Consider the following 12,564-nt stretch of genomic DNA (forward strand, 5'->3'; position numbering starts at 1 on the left):
GGTTCGCTTTGGGCGTCATCCATCCGGAGATCCCAGTGCTTTTGTCTCTCAAGGGAAATTTCCCGCCCGCCATCCTGGCGCTTGCAGACGGCACGGTCTTTCTCGGCAACTCGATCGGCGCCCAAGGCGCCACCACTGGCGAAGTGGTGTTCAACACCGCCATGACCGGTTACCAGGAAATCCTGACCGACCCGAGCTATTGCCAGCAGATCGTGACGCTCACGTATCCGCACATCGGCAACTACGGCGTCAACGAGGAAGACATCGAGTCCGACAAGATCCATGCCGCTGGCCTGATCATCAAGGACCTGCCGCTGGTCGCGTCCAACTTCCGCAAGACGGCCACGCTGACCGACTACCTGGTGCGCGGCAACACGGTCGCCATCGCGAACATCGACACGCGCAAGCTCACGCGCCATCTGCGCACGAACGGCGCCCAGAACGGCTGCATCCTCGGCCTCGCTGCGGGCGAGGCCGTGACGCAGGCGCTGATCGACAAGGCCGTGGCCGCTGCCCGGGCCGTACCCAGCATGTCCGGGCTCGACCTGGCCAAGGTGGTGTCGGTCAAGGAGACCTACGAGTGGACGCAGACCGAGTGGAAACTCGGTGCCGGATACGGCGTGCAGATCACGCCCAAGTTCCACGTCGTGGCCTTCGACTACGGCGTCAAGAAGAACATCCTGCGCATGATCGCCCAGCGCGGCGCACGCATCACGGTAGTGCCGGCACAGACGCCGGCGGCCGACGTGCTCAAGCTGCGTCCGGACGGCATCTTCCTGGCCAACGGCCCGGGCGACCCCGAGCCCTGCGACTACGCCATCGAGGCCACGCGCGAACTGATCGAAACCGGCATTCCGGTCTTCGGCATCTGCCTGGGCCACCAGATCATGGCGCTCGCCTCCGGCGCGAAGACCTTCAAGATGAAGTTCGGCCATCACGGCGCCAACCATCCCGTGAAAGACCTGGACAACGGCCGCGTGAGCATCACGAGCCAGAACCACGGCTTCGCGGTAGACGAGAAGACGCTGCCCGCCAACCTGCGGCCCACCCACATCAGCCTGTTCGACAACACGCTGCAAGGCCTGGCACGCACCGACAAGCCGGCCTTCTGCTTCCAGGGCCATCCGGAGGCCTCGCCCGGGCCTCACGACATCGGCTACCTTTTCGACCGCTTCACGGCACTCATGCAAAGTCACAAAGAAGGACAGAAGAATGCCTAAGCGCACCGACCTCCAGAGCGTTCTCATCATCGGCGCCGGCCCGATCATCATCGGCCAGGCCTGCGAGTTCGACTACTCCGGCGTGCAGGCCTGCAAGGCACTGCGCGAGGAGGGCTACAAGGTCATCCTGATCAACAGCAACCCCGCGACGATCATGACCGACCCGGCCACGGCCGACGTGATCTACATCGAGCCGATCACCTGGCAGACGGTCGAAAAAATCATCGTCAAGGAACGCCCCGACGCCATCCTGCCGACCATGGGCGGGCAGACCGCGCTCAACTGCGCGCTCGACCTCTGGCGCAACGGCGTGCTCGACAAGTACAAGGTGGAGCTGATCGGCGCCACGCCCGAGGCGATCGACAAAGCCGAAGACCGGCTGAAGTTCAAGGACGCGATGACCAAGATCGGCCTGGGCTCGGCGCGCTCGGGCATCGCCCACTCGCTCGACGAAGCCTGGGCAGTCCAGAAGACGGTCGGCTTCCCGGTGGTGATCCGCCCCAGCTTCACGCTCGGCGGCACCGGCGGCGGCATCGCCTACAACCCGGAAGAGTTCGAGACCATCTGCAAGCGCGGCCTCGAAGCCTCGCCGACCAACGAGCTGCTGATCGAGGAGTCGCTGCTCGGCTGGAAAGAGTACGAGATGGAGGTTGTGCGCGACAAGGCGGACAACTGCATCATCGTCTGCTCGATCGAAAACCTGGACCCGATGGGCGTGCACACCGGCGACTCGATCACGGTCGCCCCTGCCCAGACCCTGTCGGACAAGGAATACCAGATCCTGCGCAACGCCTCGCTGGCCGTTCTGCGCGAGATCGGCGTCGACACCGGCGGCTCCAACGTGCAGTTCTCGATCAATCCGAAGGACGGCCGTATGGTCGTGATCGAGATGAACCCGCGCGTCTCGCGCTCCTCGGCATTGGCCTCCAAGGCCACCGGCTTCCCGATCGCCAAGGTCGCGGCCAAGTTGGCCGTGGGCTATACGCTCGACGAGCTGCGCAACGAGATCACCGGCGGCGCCACGCCGGCGAGCTTCGAGCCCAGCATCGACTACGTGGTCACGAAGATCCCGCGTTTCGCCTTCGAGAAATTCCCGCAGGCCGACTCGCGCCTGACCACGCAGATGAAATCGGTGGGCGAGGTGATGGCCATGGGCCGCACCTTCCAGGAATCGTTCCAGAAGGCGCTGCGCGGCCTGGAGGTCGGCGTCGACGGCCTCAACGAGAAGACGCAGGACCGCGAAGTGCTCGAAAAAGAGCTGGGCGAGCCCGGCCCCGACCGCATCTGGTACGTCGGCGATGCCTTCGCCATGGGCCTCTCCGTCGACGAAGTGTTCGCGCTGACCAAGATCGACCCCTGGTTCCTGGTGCAGATCGAGGAGATCGTGAAGATCGAGCTCGAGCTCGAAACCAAGTCGCTGGACGACATCGACAAGAGCACCCTGCTCGCGCTGAAGAAGAAGGGTTTCTCCGACCGTCGCCTCGCCAGGCAGCTCAAGACCACCGACACCGCGGTCCGCGAGAAGCGCCGCGCGCTCGGCGTGCGCCCGGTCTACAAGCGCGTGGACACCTGTGCGGCCGAGTTCGCGACCAACACCGCCTACATGTACTCGACCTACGAGGACGAGTGCGAGGCCGCGCCGACGGACAAGAAGAAGATCATGGTGCTCGGCGGCGGCCCCAACCGCATCGGCCAGGGCATCGAGTTCGACTACTGCTGCGTGCATGCGGCACTCGCGATGCGCGAGGACGGCTACGAGACCATCATGGTCAACTGCAATCCTGAGACCGTCTCGACCGACTACGACACCAGCGACCGCCTCTACTTCGAGCCGCTCACGCTCGAGGACGTGCTCGAGATCGTCGACAAGGAAAAGCCGACCGGCGTGATCGTGCAGTACGGCGGCCAGACGCCGCTCAAGCTCGCGCTCGACCTCGAAGCCAACGGCGTGCCGATCATCGGCACCAGCCCCGACATGATCGACGCGGCCGAAGATCGCGAGCGTTTCCAGAAGCTGCTGAATGAGCTCCAGCTGCGCCAGCCGCCGAACGCGACCGCGCGCACCGAGGCGGAAGCGCTCGAGAAAGCCGCCCAGCTGGGCTATCCGCTGGTGGTGCGCCCCAGCTATGTGCTCGGCGGCCGCGCGATGGAGATCGTGCACGAGCAGCGCGACCTCGAACGCTACATGCGCGAAGCCGTCAAGGTCAGCAACGATTCGCCGGTGCTGCTGGACCGCTTCCTGAACGACGCCGTCGAATGCGATGTCGACTGCTTGCGCGATGCCGAGGGCAACACCCTGATCGGCGGCGTGATGGAGCACATCGAACAGGCCGGTGTGCACTCCGGCGACTCCGCCTGCTCGCTGCCGCCCTACAGCCTCAAGGCCGATACCGTGGCCGAGCTCAAGCGGCAAAGCGCCGCCATGGCCAAGGCGCTCAATGTCGTCGGCCTCATGAACGTGCAGTTCGCGATCCAGGAAAAGGACGGACGGGACGTCATCTACGTGCTCGAAGTGAATCCGCGCGCCTCGCGCACGGTGCCCTACGTGAGCAAGGCCACTGGCATCCAGCTGGCCAAGGTGGCGGCGCGCTGCATGGCGGGCCAGTCGCTGGTTTCGCAGGGCGTCACGCGCGAAGTCACGCCGCCGTACTTCAGCGTCAAGGAGGCGGTGTTCCCCTTCGTCAAGTTCCCCGGCGTGGACACCATCCTCGGCCCGGAGATGAAGTCGACCGGCGAAGTGATGGGCGTGGGCAAGACCTTCGGCGAGGCGTTCGTGAAGTCGCAACTCGGCGCCGGCACCCATCTGCCGAAGTCGGGCAAGGTGTTCATCTCGGTCAAGAACAACGACAAGGCACGCGCGGTGGAAGTGGCGCGTGGCCTGGCTGCGCTGGGCTTCGAACTGATCGCGACCAAGGGCACCGCCGCCGCCATCAACGCGGCGGGCATCGCCTGCGCCGTGGTGAACAAGGTGACCGAGGGCCGGCCGCACATCGTCGACATGATCAAGAACAACGAGATCGCGCTGGTCATCAACACGGTGGAAGAGCGCCGCAACGCGATCACCGACTCGCGCCAGATCCGCACCTCGGCGCTGCTGGCCCGCGTGACCACCTTCACCACCATCTTCGGCGCCGAAGCCGCGGTCGAAGGCATGCGGCACATGGACGAACTCGACGTGATCTCGATCCAGGAAATGCACGCGCAACTCGCGCAGTTCGCGCTCGCCTGAAGAGTTGTCCATGGAAACGCAGCTCGTCGAGCTCGACCTGGCCGACTGGAACGGCGCTGCGCCGAACGAAGCGTGGATCGCCGCGCTCGAGGCTGGCAAGGTGCTGTATTTCCCGCGGCTCCCCTTCGAGCTGCGGCCTGAAGAACGGGCCTTGTTCTCGCCCGCGGTGCTGTCGCCAGGCGTCCGCAACATCAGTCTGGATGCCGAAGGGCGCCTGAAGGGCGTGGCGGGCGACGAGGGCGTGCAGCAGGCCGTGGCGGCAATGGTCGGGCGTTTTCGTGCGCAGTCGCAGCAGCTGATCCACGGATTGCTGCCGCACTACACGCCGGCCCTGCGGCTGGCGCCGACCAGCTACCGCCCGGCGCAGGTGGAAACACGCGTCCAGTCGTGGCGGGCCGACGACCGGCGGCTGCACATCGACTCGTTCCCGTCGCGCCCCAATTACGGCGAGCGCATCCTGCGTGTGTTCACCAATGTCAATCCCGAGGGCGCGCCGCGCGTCTGGCGGGTCGGTGAGCCCTTCGAGACCGTGGCCAAGCGCTTCCTGCCGCGTGCCAAGCCTTACTCGCGCTGGCAGGCCCGCATGCTGCGGGCGCTGCGCGTCACCAAGTCCTTGCGCAGCGAATACGACCATCTGATGCTGCAACTGCACGACGGCATGAAATCCGACCTGGAGTACCAGAAGAACGCGCAGCAGCAAACCGTGCCGTTCCCGGCCGGATCGGTATGGGTGTGCTTCTCGGACCAGACCTCGCATGCCGTGATGTCCGGCCAGTACATGCTCGAGCAGACGCTGCACCTGCCCGCCGCGAGGCAATACAATCCCGATTCGAGCCCGCTCGCCATCCTGAGCCGGCTGACCGGACGTCAACTCGTCTGATCCTTTTCCTTCCATGAACCGCCGAACGGCAGCGTTCGGCGGTTTCGCTTTCTGGAGAGACAAAACATGGCCACCACCATTCCGATTACCAAGCGCGGTGCGGAGAAACTTCGTGACGAGCTGCAACGCCTGAAGTCCGTCGAGCGGCCCGCCATCATCACGGCGATCGCCGAGGCCCGCGCCCAGGGCGACCTCAGCGAGAACGCAGACTACGACGCCGCCAAGGAGCGCCAAGGCTGGATCGAAGGCCGCATCAAGCAGATCGAGGGCATGCTCTCGAACGCCCAGATCATCGATCCCTCCGACCTCGACGCGGGCGGCAAGGTCGTTTTCGGTTCGACAGTCGAACTGGAAGATGAAGACAGCGGCGACGCGGTCAAGTACCAGATCGTCGGCGAGGACGAAGCCGACCTGAAGCTCGGCCTCATCAACGTCTCCAGCCCGATCGCGCGCGCGCTGATCGGCAAGGAAGAGGGCGATACCGCCGAGGTGCAGGCACCGGGCGGGGTGAAGCGCTACGAGATCGTCGGCGTCAGCTACCTCTGAATTCACGGGTGAAGGACCGCGTCGCGCTGCTGTTGGCAGCCCTCTGGTGGGGCAGCCTGACGACGATCGGCTTCCTGGTCGTGCCGATGCTGTTCGCCAAGCTCGGGAATCCGGCCATGGCGGGCAATTTCGCGGGACGGCTGTTCGCGGCCCAGAGCTGGGTTGCGTTGGTCTGCGGACTGGCGCTCCTGACCTATTTCAGGTCGAAGATCCAAGAGCGCGTGGATCGATCGTCACGCGTTGCCGTTGCCTGGATCGTCGTGGCACTGCTGCTGGCGCTGCTGCAGGAATACGCCGTCGCGCCCCGCATCCTGGCGCGGGAGAACCTCTGGCTCTGGCACTCGCTCGGCAGTGCCATGTACCTCGGCCAGTGGCTCTGCGCCGGAGTGCTGCTCTGGCGCATGGGGCGCCGCCCCGACTGATCAGGCCTTCCAGAAGCTGGTGATCCAGCGCGCCGGCCGGATGAAGCGGAAGCGCCGGTTGCGCCGCCCGGCCAGCGCATCGGGCGGATTGCATTCCCCGTGGAAGACCATGATGCGCGCGCCTTCGGGCACGAAGGGCTCGCGCCAGTAGTTGGTGGGCCAGGTCGGAATGCCGTGGTACTTGAAGCTCGGACACCACTCGGCCGGCCAGTAGGCCAGCTTGCCATGGTGGTAGAGAAAATCCGACAGGTAGGTCTGCTCGTTGCGGTACTCGGCCTGCACCGCATCCATGTTCTCGCGGAAATGCGCCAGCACGTCGGGATGTGCGCCGAGCTCGAAGCGGTACACCGACGAATTGCCCGTGATGCGCCGGCGCCGCCAGGGACGGGCGTAGTCGTGAATGATCAGGAACTCGCCGGGATGCTCGAAAAAGGCGTCCAGGCTGCCCACGACGACCACGTCGAGATCGATGAACAGCGCCCGGCCGCGCAGGCCGTAGAGGTCCCGTTCGAAGGTGGTCAGCTTCTTCCAGGCGCGGTCGACCTGTCCCGGCTTGAGCTCGAGGTCCAATGGCGGGATCGGAAAGCACTGCACCTCGCTTCGGATGCCCTGGCTGTCGTCGGTCAGGCAGACGAAGTTGAAGTCGCCGCTCAGGTGGCGACGCACCATCGCGTAGAGGCGGTTGACGTAGTCGGGCCCGTATTTCGTGCCCCATTTCATGCAGAGGATGTGACGCTGCGGCCCTGCCGTTGGCTCGATCGGCATCCTCAGTCCGCCTGGCGACGCTTCTTGACCGACAGCGGCTTCTTGGCCTTGGCACGCTTGATGGTGCCGCCGGGCGTCAGCCGCTGGTTGCCGAGCACCCGAAGCGTCTTGATCTCCGGGCGCTGTCCTCCGCGCTTGCTGTACTTGATCACCTTGACGTCGCGCGGACCCGGCATGCGGTCCTCGTCGATCTCGCGCGCTTTTTCGGGGATGGGGCGCCAGAGCACGAGCAGCTTGCCGATGTGCTGGATCGGCGCCGCGTTCAGGTCCTCGGCCAGGGTTTGCAGCATGGCTTCGCGGGCCGGGCGGTCGTCGGAGAAAACGCGCACCTTGATCAGGCCGTGGGCCTTGAGCGCGGCATCGGCTTCCTTCTTGACGGCCGGCGTCAGCCCGTCGCCGCCGATCATGACGATCGGGTCCAGATGGTGCGCTTCGGAGCGGTGCACCTTGCGCTGCGCAGGGGTAAGTTGAATGGCGGGCATCCCCGTATTATCGAGCGTCAATGAATCCCAAACCCAAAGCCAAGAAGCTCAACAAGGCGTGGCTGCATGACCACATCAACGACCCCTACGTGAAGCTGGCCACGCGGGAGGGATACCGGGCCCGCGCGGCCTACAAGCTCAAGGAAATCGACGAGACGCTGGGCCTGATCCGGCCGGGGCAACTGGTGGTCGACCTGGGCTCGACGCCCGGCGCCTGGAGCCAGTATGTGCGGCGCAGGCTGTCGCCGAGCGGGGCAGCGGCCGGTGAGCTGGACGGCATCATCATCGCGCTCGACATCCTGCCGATGGAGCCGATCGAGGGCGTGACCTTCCTGCAGGGCGACTTCCGCGAGGCCGAAGTGCTGGAGCGGCTTGCGCAGGCCATGGACGGCCGGCTCGCCGACGTCGTCGTGTCCGACATGGCGCCCAACCTGTCTGGCATCGCCTCGGCCGACGCAGCCCGCGTCGCGCATCTGATCGAGCTTGCAATCGACTTCGCGCGCCACCACATGAAGCCTGAAGGCGCACTGGTCGCTAAACTTTTCCACGGCAGCGGCTACAGCGAGCTGACGCAGCTGTTCAAGAGCAACTTCCGGGTGGTAAAGCCCTTGAAACCCAAGGCTTCGCGCGACAAATCGTCGGAGACCTTCATGGTGGGCATCGGGCTCAAGAACGTCGATACGAATTGATACCGGGGCGCCGGCCGGCATTTGCCTCCAAAACCGTGCGCGTCCTATGGCTGCTATAGGGAAATTCCGGCATTTCGCAGGTTGAAAAGCCTAAAATGGGTGCCAATTGCATGCCCTAGCGCGTTTTTTGTTTTTTGTGTCACGCGCTTTCGACTGGAGCTTCGTTTGAACAATCAGTGGTTTTCCAAAGTTGCCGTCTGGCTCGTCATTGCGATGGTGTTGTTCACTGTGTTCAAGCAGTTCGACACCCGCGGCGTCGCCGGCGCCGGCAATGTCGGTTACTCCGATTTCCTCGAGGAAGTCCGCAGCAACCGCATCAAGAGCGCGACCATCCAGGAAGGCCAGGGCGGCAGCGAGATCGTCGCGATCACCAATGACGACCGCAAGATCCGCACGACGGCCACCTACCTCGACCGCGGCCTGGTCGGCGACCTGATCGCCAACAACGTCAAGTTCGACGTCAAGCCGCGCGAAGAGGGCTCGCTCCTCATGACGCTGCTGGTGAGCTGGGGTCCGATGCTGCTGCTGATCGGCGTTTGGGTCTATTTCATGCGCCAGATGCAGGGCGGCGGCAAGGGCGGCGCCTTCAGCTTCGGCAAGAGCAAGGCGCGCATGCTCGACGAAAACAACAACCAGGTCACCTTCGCCGACGTCGCAGGCTGCGACGAGGCCAAGGAGGAAGTGAAGGAGGTCGTCGACTTCCTGAAGGACCCGGCCAAGTTCCAGAAGCTCGGCGGCCGCATCCCGCGCGGGCTGCTGCTGGTCGGGCCGCCCGGCACCGGCAAGACCTTGCTGGCCAAGGGCATCGCCGGCGAGGCCAAGGTGCCGTTTTTCTCGATTTCCGGTTCGGACTTTGTCGAGATGTTCGTCGGCGTGGGCGCGGCCCGTGTGCGCGACATGTTCGAGAACGCCAAGAAGAACGCCCCCTGCATCATCTTCATCGACGAAATTGACGCCGTCGGTCGCCAGCGCGGTGCGGGCCTGGGCGGCGGCAACGACGAGCGCGAGCAGACGCTCAACCAGATGCTGGTCGAGATGGACGGTTTCGAAACCAATCTCGGCGTGATCGTGGTCGCTGCGACCAACCGCCCTGACATCCTGGACGCCGCGCTGCTGCGCCCGGGCCGTTTCGACCGCCAGGTCTACGTGACGCTGCCGGACATCCGCGGCCGCGAGCAGATCCTCAACGTGCACATGCGCAAGGTGCCGCTCGGCCAGGACGTGAACCCGAGCATCATCGCGCGCGGCACCCCGGGCATGTCGGGCGCCGACTTGGCCAACCTGTGCAACGAGGCCGCGCTGATGGCTGCGCGCCGCAATGCGCGCGTGGTCGAGATGCAGGACTTCGAGAAGGCCAAGGACAAGATCTTCATGGGCCCCGAGCGCAAGAGCATGGTCATGCCCGAGGAAGAGCGTCGCAACACGGCCTACCACGAGTCCGGCCACGCGCTGATCGGCAAGCTGCTGCCCAAGTGCGACCCGGTCCACAAGGTCACGATCATTCCGCGCGGCCGCGCGCTGGGCGTGACGATGAGCCTGCCGGCGCAGGACCGCTACAGCTACGACCGCGAGTACATGCTGAACCAGATCAGCATGCTGTTTGGCGGCCGTATCGCCGAAGAAGTGTTCATGCACCAGATGACCACCGGGGCCAGCAACGACTTCGAGCGTGCCACGCAGATCGCGCGCGACATGGTGATGCGCTACGGCATGACCGAATCGCTGGGCCCGATGGTCTACGCCGAGAACGAGGGCGAAGTCTTCCTCGGCCGCTCGGTCACCAAGACCACCAACATGAGCGAGTCGACCATGCAGAAGGTCGATGCCGAGGTGCGCCGCATCATCGACGAGCAGTACGCCCTGGCGCGCCGCCTGATCGAGGAGAACAGCGACAAGATGCACGCCATGGCCAAGGCGCTGCTCGAATGGGAAACCATCGACACCGAGCAGCTCGACGACATCATGGCCGGCCGCGCACCGCGTCCGCCCAAGGACTGGACGCCGCGCATCCCGCCCTCGGGCGGCGGCAGCGGCGGTACGCCGGCGGTGAACCCGGATCCGGCGCCGACAGCGGCTTGAGCATGATGCTTTGGCTATCGACGGGGCCTCTGGCCCCGTTTTTTCTTTGGAAGGGCGTATGACGATCTGGCGCACGACGCGCTTTGCCATCGACCTCGCGCAGCCGCGCGTGATGGGCATCGTCAACGTCACGCCCGATTCCTTTTCCGACGGCGGCGCCCATGCCTCGACCGAAGCTGCGGTGCGGCATTGCGTTCAACTGGTGGAAGAGGGCGCCGACATCCTCGACATCGGCGGCGAGTCCACGAGGCCCGGAAGTCCTGCCGTACCGCTGGCGGAGGAACTGGATCGCGTGCTGCCGGTGGTGAGCGAGGCGGTGAAGTTGGGCGTGCCGGTCTCGGTCGATACCTACAAACCCGAGGTGATGCGCGCGGTGCTGGAGCTCGGTGCCGACATCGTCAACGACGTGTGGGCGCTGCGGCAACTCGGCGCACGGCAGGCCGTGGCGGCGCATCCCTCGTGCGGTGTCTGCCTGATGCACATGCACCGCGACCCGCAGACCATGCAGGCGGCCCCCATGGAGGGCGACGTGCTCCCCGCAGTGCGTGCCTTCCTGACGCAGGGTGCGAAGGAACTGCTGGCGTTGGGCGTCGGTTCGGATCGCATCGTGCTCGACCCGGGCATCGGTTTCGGCAAGACCGTGGCGCAGAATTTCGCCTTGCTCGCACGCCAGCAGGAGCTGCTCGCCGCCGGCTGGCCGCTCTTGATCGGTTGGTCGCGCAAGTCTTCGCTCGGCGCCGTCACCGGCATCGAATCGGCGGCCGAGCGCATGGTGCCCAGCGTGGCGGCGGCGGTCTTGGCCGTCGAGCGCGGCGCATCGATCCTGCGCGTGCATGATGTGCGCGAAACGGTCGCCGCGCTGGCCGTATGGCGCGCGATGAAACGACAACAACAAGCACTGCAGGAGCCACATCCATGACAAGAAAATACTTCGGCACCGACGGCATCCGCGGCACGGTCGGCCAGGCGCCGATCACGCCCGACTTCGTGCTGCGGCTCGCGCATGCCGTCGGCCGCGTGCTCAAGAAGACGGAGGCGCGCCCGACCGTGCTGATCGGCAAGGACACGCGCATCTCGGGCTACATGCTGGAGTCGGCGCTCGAATCGGGCTTCAACTCGGCCGGCGTCGACGTGATGCTGCTGGGGCCGCTGCCGACACCGGGCGTGGCCTACCTGACGCGCGCACAGCGGGCCAGCCTGGGTGTCGTGATCAGCGCCAGCCACAACGCCTATCCGGACAACGGCATCAAGTTCTTCAGCGCACATGGCACCAAGCTCAGCGACGAATGGGAGCTGGCGGTCGAAGCCGCGCTCGAAGAGCCGCCCGTCTGGGCCGATTCGGCACAGCTCGGCAAGGCGCGCCGGCTCAACGATGCGCCGGGCCGCTACATCGAGTTCTGCAAGAGCACCTTTGCCAACGACCTGACGCTGCGCGGTCTGAAGCTGGTGGTCGACGGTGCCCACGGCGCTGCCTACCAGGTGGCACCGCAAGTGTTCCATGAGCTCGGTGCGGACGTGATCAGCATCGGCTGCGCGCCCGACGGCCTGAACATCAACAAGGGCTTCGGCGCCACGCATCCCCAGGCGCTGATCGATGCGGTCCGGGCGCAGGGCGCGCACTACGGCATTGCGCTCGACGGCGATGCCGACCGCCTGCAGCTGGTGGACGCGAGCGGGCGCCTGTTCAACGGCGACGAACTGCTCTACCTGATGGTGATGGAGCGCATCGCGCGCGGTGAGAAACCTTCTGGCGTGGTCGGGACGCTGATGACCAACAAGGCGGTCGAAGTTGCGCTGCGCAAGCAGGGCATCGAGTTCGTGCGCACGCGCGTGGGCGACCGCTATGTGCTGGAAGAGCTGGAAAAGCGCCGTTGGCTGCTCGGAGGCGAGGGCTCCGGCCACCTGCTCGCGCTCGATCGCCACACGACGGGCGATGGCATCGTGAGTGCGCTGCAGGTGCTGCAGGCCTGCCAGCGCAGCGGCAAACGCGTGGACGAGCTGCTGGCCGATGTCACGCTCTTTCCGCAGACGCTCATCAATGTCCGATTGGCCGAGGGGCAGGACTGGAAAGCCAACCAGGCGCTGGCGGCCGAAACCCGGCGCGCCGAGGCCGAACTGGGCGATGCAGGCCGCGTGCTGATCCGCCCCAGCGGCACCGAGCCGCTGCTGCGCGTGATGGTCGAGGCGCGCGACGCAGCGCAGGCCGAGGCCTGCGCAAGACGCCTGGTGGCGGCCGTCGAAGCGGGTTGAAC

Annotated in this window: 11 protein-coding genes; 9 read left to right on the top strand and 2 right to left on the bottom strand. The window is 65.6% G+C overall.

The window, feature by feature from the left end; all coding sequences use genetic code 11:
- The first annotated feature begins 35 nt into the window (after window positions 1-35).
- From carA to ACSQ89_RS12600, 5 genes are all read left to right on the top strand, one after another.
- Window positions 36-1,220, top strand: coding sequence for a glutamine-hydrolyzing carbamoyl-phosphate synthase small subunit (gene carA / locus ACSQ89_RS12580; RefSeq protein WP_093107852.1), 1,185 nt, complete (start codon window positions 36-38; stop codon window positions 1,218-1,220).
- Window positions 1,213-4,449 carry a carbamoyl-phosphate synthase large subunit gene (gene carB, locus ACSQ89_RS12585; protein WP_436290531.1) on the top strand — a complete coding sequence of 1,079 codons (3,237 nt, stop codon included), beginning with the start codon at window positions 1,213-1,215 and terminating at the stop codon, window positions 4,447-4,449. Before carA ends, carB begins: the two co-directional genes overlap by 8 nt.
- A gap of 10 nt (window positions 4,450-4,459) precedes the next feature.
- Complete coding sequence (locus tag ACSQ89_RS12590) at window positions 4,460-5,329, top strand: Kdo hydroxylase family protein (RefSeq protein ID WP_093107804.1); 870 nt, start codon at window positions 4,460-4,462, stop codon at window positions 5,327-5,329.
- A gap of 66 nt (window positions 5,330-5,395) precedes the next feature.
- On the top strand, window positions 5,396-5,875 hold the full coding sequence (gene greA / locus ACSQ89_RS12595; RefSeq protein WP_093107802.1) for a transcription elongation factor GreA: 480 nt from the start codon (window positions 5,396-5,398) through the stop codon (window positions 5,873-5,875).
- 8 nt (window positions 5,876-5,883) lie between these two features.
- Window positions 5,884-6,297 carry a DUF4149 domain-containing protein gene (locus tag ACSQ89_RS12600; protein ID WP_436290530.1) on the top strand — a complete coding sequence of 138 codons (414 nt, stop codon included), beginning with the start codon at window positions 5,884-5,886 and terminating at the stop codon, window positions 6,295-6,297.
- Here the strand turns inward: ACSQ89_RS12600 and ACSQ89_RS12605 are convergent, their stop codons facing one another.
- Together ACSQ89_RS12605 and ACSQ89_RS12610 are read right to left on the bottom strand one after the other, a co-directional pair.
- Complete coding sequence (locus ACSQ89_RS12605) at window positions 6,298-7,062, bottom strand: glycosyltransferase (RefSeq protein WP_436290529.1); 765 nt, start codon at window positions 7,060-7,062, stop codon at window positions 6,298-6,300. It abuts the gene before it with no gap.
- Window positions 7,063-7,064: 2 nt separating this feature from the next.
- Window positions 7,065-7,544 (bottom strand): YhbY family RNA-binding protein, encoded by a 480-nt coding sequence (locus ACSQ89_RS12610; RefSeq protein ID WP_093107796.1) that lies wholly within the window; start codon window positions 7,542-7,544, stop codon window positions 7,065-7,067.
- A gap of 20 nt (window positions 7,545-7,564) precedes the next feature.
- Here ACSQ89_RS12610 and ACSQ89_RS12615 point away from each other — a divergent pair, with 20 nt between their 5' ends.
- The 4 genes from ACSQ89_RS12615 to glmM all read left to right on the top strand — a co-directional run bounded on the left by ACSQ89_RS12615 (window position 7,565) and on the right by glmM (window position 12,562).
- Complete coding sequence (locus ACSQ89_RS12615) at window positions 7,565-8,233, top strand: RlmE family RNA methyltransferase (RefSeq protein ID WP_093107794.1); 669 nt, start codon at window positions 7,565-7,567, stop codon at window positions 8,231-8,233.
- Window positions 8,234-8,398: 165 nt separating this feature from the next.
- A complete protein-coding gene (gene ftsH / locus ACSQ89_RS12620) occupies window positions 8,399-10,312 on the top strand; it encodes an ATP-dependent zinc metalloprotease FtsH (RefSeq protein ID WP_093107792.1) in 1,914 nt (637 codons plus the stop codon).
- A 58-nt stretch (window positions 10,313-10,370) separates the two neighbouring features.
- On the top strand, window positions 10,371-11,231 hold the full coding sequence (gene folP / locus ACSQ89_RS12625; protein ID WP_436290528.1) for a dihydropteroate synthase: 861 nt from the start codon (window positions 10,371-10,373) through the stop codon (window positions 11,229-11,231).
- Complete coding sequence (glmM, locus tag ACSQ89_RS12630; protein WP_093107788.1) at window positions 11,228-12,562, top strand: phosphoglucosamine mutase; 1,335 nt, start codon at window positions 11,228-11,230, stop codon at window positions 12,560-12,562. Before folP ends, glmM begins: the two co-directional genes overlap by 4 nt.
- Window positions 12,563-12,564 lie beyond the last annotated feature (2 nt).

Source organism: Variovorax sp. LjRoot175, assembly GCF_964253805.1.
Classification (GTDB): domain Bacteria; phylum Pseudomonadota; class Gammaproteobacteria; order Burkholderiales; family Burkholderiaceae_C; genus Variovorax.

Excerpts from the sequence above, each read along its gene's own strand:
- carB (WP_436290531.1), top strand. The coding sequence starts at position 1,213 with ATGCCTAAGCGCACCGACCTCCAGAGCGTTCTCATCATCGGCGCCGGC.
- ACSQ89_RS12590 (WP_093107804.1), top strand. The coding sequence starts at position 4,460 with ATGGAAACGCAGCTCGTCGAGCTCGACCTGGCCGACTGGAACGGCGCT.
- greA (WP_093107802.1), top strand. The coding sequence starts at position 5,396 with ATGGCCACCACCATTCCGATTACCAAGCGCGGTGCGGAGAAACTTCGT.
- ACSQ89_RS12605 (WP_436290529.1), bottom strand. The coding sequence starts at position 7,062 with ATGCCGATCGAGCCAACGGCAGGGCCGCAGCGTCACATCCTCTGCATG.
- ACSQ89_RS12610 (WP_093107796.1), bottom strand. The coding sequence starts at position 7,544 with ATGCCCGCCATTCAACTTACCCCTGCGCAGCGCAAGGTGCACCGCTCC.
- ACSQ89_RS12615 (WP_093107794.1), top strand. The coding sequence starts at position 7,565 with ATGAATCCCAAACCCAAAGCCAAGAAGCTCAACAAGGCGTGGCTGCAT.
- folP (WP_436290528.1), top strand. The coding sequence starts at position 10,371 with ATGACGATCTGGCGCACGACGCGCTTTGCCATCGACCTCGCGCAGCCG.
- glmM (WP_093107788.1), top strand. The coding sequence starts at position 11,228 with ATGACAAGAAAATACTTCGGCACCGACGGCATCCGCGGCACGGTCGGC.